Below are 3372 nucleotides of genomic sequence, written 5' to 3'. Positions count from 1 at the left end.
GGCTCGGGATTCTCGGGGGCCGGAGGCGCCGCTTCGGCGGTGTGGGGCGCGGCCGGTTCGAGGAGGACGCTCACTTGACGGAGACCTGCGAGATGTCGAGGACGCCGGTCCAGTCGCTGATGACGACGTTCTTGACGTCCTTGCCGACGAGCCGCTTGTAGACCGGGTGGAAGAGGGGCACGTCCAGTGCCTGCTCCCCGATCTTCTTGTCGAGGGCGCCCCAGCGCTTGCCGGCCGCCGCGAGGTCGGTCAGCTTGGCGATCTCGTCGATCTCGGCGTTCACGGCCGGGTCGTCGAGCTGCGCGTGGTTGTAGTTGGAGCCGTTGGCGACGATCTGCCGGCCGTCGAAGATCGGCGCGAGGAAGGGACCGCCGGACGGCCAGTCGGCGCCCCAGCGGGAGAGGAAGAAGCCGGGGGTGTTCTTGGCGTCCCAGCGCTTCTCGTTGAAGGCGTTGTTCTCCAGGCCCTCCAGCTTGACCGTGATCCCGGCGGCGGCGAGCGCCTGCTGCACGGCGGTGGCGACCTCGGGGCTGGTCTGGCGGTTCTGCGCGTTGGAGTGGGTCAGGGTGATGGTGAGGCCGTCGGGGTAGCCGGCCTCCTTCAGCACCTCCTTGGCCTTGGCCGGGTCGCCGGTCTTGCCCGCCGGGAAGTGGTCGTACGGGGTGAAGCCGAAGGCCTCGTGCTCGGGCAGGAAGGTGGTGGCGGGCTCTGCCAGCGCGGAGCCGCCGGCCGCGTTGACCACGCTCGTGCGGTTGACGGCGTAGGAGATGGCCTGGCGGACCTTCGGGTTGTCGAAGGGGGCCACCTTCGGGTTGAAGGCGAGGTAGTTGACATAGCCGAAGTGGCCGGTGCCGACGCGGGAGGCGAGCTCGCTGTCGGCGTTGGCGCCGATCTGGGCGAGCTCGGCCGGGCCGAGGTTGGTGTCGGTGGTGACGGCGGCCGCGTCGGGGCCGGAGCTGGTGGTCAGGCGCTGGTTGATGACAGCGGAGTCGAGGCCGGCGCGGACGTCGATCCGGTCCGGGTAGGCCCTTCGCTCCTCGTCGGTCTTCGGGTCCCAGTGCTCGTTGCGCTCCAGGGTGAGGTGCTCGCCGTCGTTCTCGTTCTTCTGGACCTTGTACGGGCCGGAGGAGATCGGGTGCTCCTCGTACTTGACGCCGGTGTCCTTGGCCTTGGGAACGGGCGCGAACTGCGTCTGGGTGGCGACGAAGGGGAAATCGCCCTCCGGCTTGCGCAGTTTGAAGGTGATCGTCTTCGTGTCGGGCACCACGATCGAGTCGAGCCCCTTGCCGGCGTCCTTGTACGGGCCCTCGTAGGTCTCCCCGCCGACCAGCCAGTCCCGCAGGTAGGGTGCGCCGCCCGACAGCTCGGCGGCGAAGGACCGCTCGATGCCGTACTTGATGTCGGCGGTGGTGATCGGGGTGCCGTCCTCGTACTTCAGGCCGTCCTTGAGCGTGTACGTCCACTCGGTGGCGTCGGCGTTGGGCCTGCCGATGTCGGTGGCGAGGTCGGGCACGACCTTGGTGCCGGCCGCGCCGGCCTCGCGGTTGCGGGTGGTCAGTGTGCGGAAGACCAGCGAGGGAACGTTTCCTCCGCCCGAGGTGTAGAGCCGGGCGGGGTCGAAGTCCTCCTGCGGCTCGGAGTTGAGGACGGTGAGCAGGCCGCCCTTCTGCGGCGCGCCCCCGGCGCCGGCGGCGCCGGGCTTGTCGCCGGCCTTGTCCGCGCCGTCCTTGGGCCCGCATGCCGCGGCGCCCCCGGCCAGTACGAGGCTGACGGCGACCGCGGCCACGCGGCGCGATGTGTGGGACTGACGGAACATCGGAAAATGACCTCTCGGCGTGAAGGAAGGAGAAGGGCCACGCGAGGGGCAGCGGTCGGTCACGGAGCCGAAAGGCCACCGAACGGGAGAAGCCGCGCCTGCGGGCACACGTACACCCGGGCGCGGCGCGGAACGCGGAGAAAGCGGAGGTCGCGGCGCTGTCGGGCAGGCTCTAGCGACAAAGAATGTCGGCCACGCTGTGCGCGGTCACACCAAGCAGCGCCAGCTCGATGGCGGCGCTCGCAATCATGGTGTGGTGGTGCGACATGCGGAGAACCATTGCCGATGACCGGACGGATTGTCAACGCCGGTCCCGGCCCGCCCGTCAACTACCGGGAAAGACCCACGGGTTGGGCTTGCACTGGATTCCGCCGATGTCGAGGGACTTCGTCTGCTGCTGCATGATCGGCGCGAGCGCACCCGGTGTCCGGCAGTTCACGTGTCCGTGGCCGAGCCGGTGCCCGACCTCGTGGTTGATCAGCATCTGGCGGTAGGCGAGCATCTGGTCCGCGCCGTACGTGGTGGAACCCTGCGCCCAGCGGTACGCGTTGACCATCACCCGGTCGGTGGACGCCGAGTCGCAGGACACGTTGTCGACGGTGGTGTCCAGCCCGGACTTGGCGCACCAGACGCCGGTGGTCCCGGGGCTGGCGAGGGTGATGACGAAGTCGGCCTCGCCGCCCGGAACCCGCTCGAAGGACTTCGTGCCGCCGTGGCCCCAGCTGCGGTCGTCGTTGAGGGTGCGGTGAACGGCCTCGGCGAACAGCTGCCCGTCCAGGCCGAGCCCCTGCTCCACGTCGACGCGGTAGCGGATCACCTTGCCCTTGCCGGGCGACGGGGCCACTCCGGGGACGGTGTCGAAGGTGCCCGGCCCCTTCAGCTTCTCGTCGATCGGGAGCTGCTGCGCCATCCGTTGCTCGTACGTCATCTCGGGCGCGGCCGGCGCGCCCTGGACGGCCGACGGGTCCGGGGTCGCGCGGTCGTCGGAGCGGGAGGCGGCGGCCTGGCCCTTGGCGGAGCGGGCCCGGCCGTCGTCGGCGGCGTGCGCGTCGGCCTTGGCGGAGTCGCCCTCGGTGGCCACGTGGCCGGCGACGACGACGGCGAGCACGGTGGTGACGGCCGCGGCGGCCATGCCGGTGTACGTGCGGACCTTGGCGCCGCGGCCGGAACCGGGCCGCTCCACGGCGGAGGCGTCGGCGACGGCGTCGGCGTCCGCCGGTTTGCGGGGCGCGGGGACCCGGCGGTGCGAGCCGGTGGAGGTGACGGCGTCGGACGCGGGCCGCGGCGCGGGCGGGGCCGGGGCCGGCGGGGCGGACAGCGGCGGGTCCAGGGTGACCTGCGGGAAGCCGACCGCGGGGGTGCCGAAGGCCGGGGTGTCGGTGTCGCGCGGCACTCCGCGCCAGTCCCCGTACCTGGCGCCGGCCCCGGCCGCTGCCCCGGCGCCCCAGGCGCCGCCCGGCTCGCGGTGCTCGGGGCGGCCGGCGCGCCCGCCGGAAGCCGCCCGCGCCCGAGGCACGTTACCCAGGTGGTTGTCGGGGGGTTGGGGGGGCGGGCCG

3 protein-coding genes are annotated in these 3372 nt (G+C 72.1%); all 3 read right to left on the bottom strand.

From position 1 onward, the window contains the following. Positions 1–70: 70 nt before the first annotated feature. Positions 71–1816 carry an ABC transporter substrate-binding protein gene (locus ACFWB8_RS36855; RefSeq protein WP_385237629.1) on the bottom strand — a complete coding sequence of 582 codons (1746 nt, stop codon included), beginning with the start codon at positions 1814–1816 and terminating at the stop codon, positions 71–73. Between the two features lie 172 nt (positions 1817–1988). Then, entirely contained in the window at positions 1989–2084 is a 96-nt protein-coding gene (locus tag ACFWB8_RS36850; protein WP_324605477.1) for an Ms4533A family Cys-rich leader peptide, read from the bottom strand. Between the two features lie 57 nt (positions 2085–2141). After that, on the bottom strand, positions 2142–3372 hold a 1231-nt coding region (locus ACFWB8_RS36845), incomplete at its 5' end, for a DUF3152 domain-containing protein (RefSeq protein ID WP_385237625.1).

This window comes from Streptomyces sp. NPDC060031, assembly GCF_042736805.1.
Taxonomy (GTDB): domain Bacteria; phylum Actinomycetota; class Actinomycetes; order Streptomycetales; family Streptomycetaceae; genus Streptomyces.
This window is presented reverse-complemented; position numbering and strand designations above follow the sequence as displayed.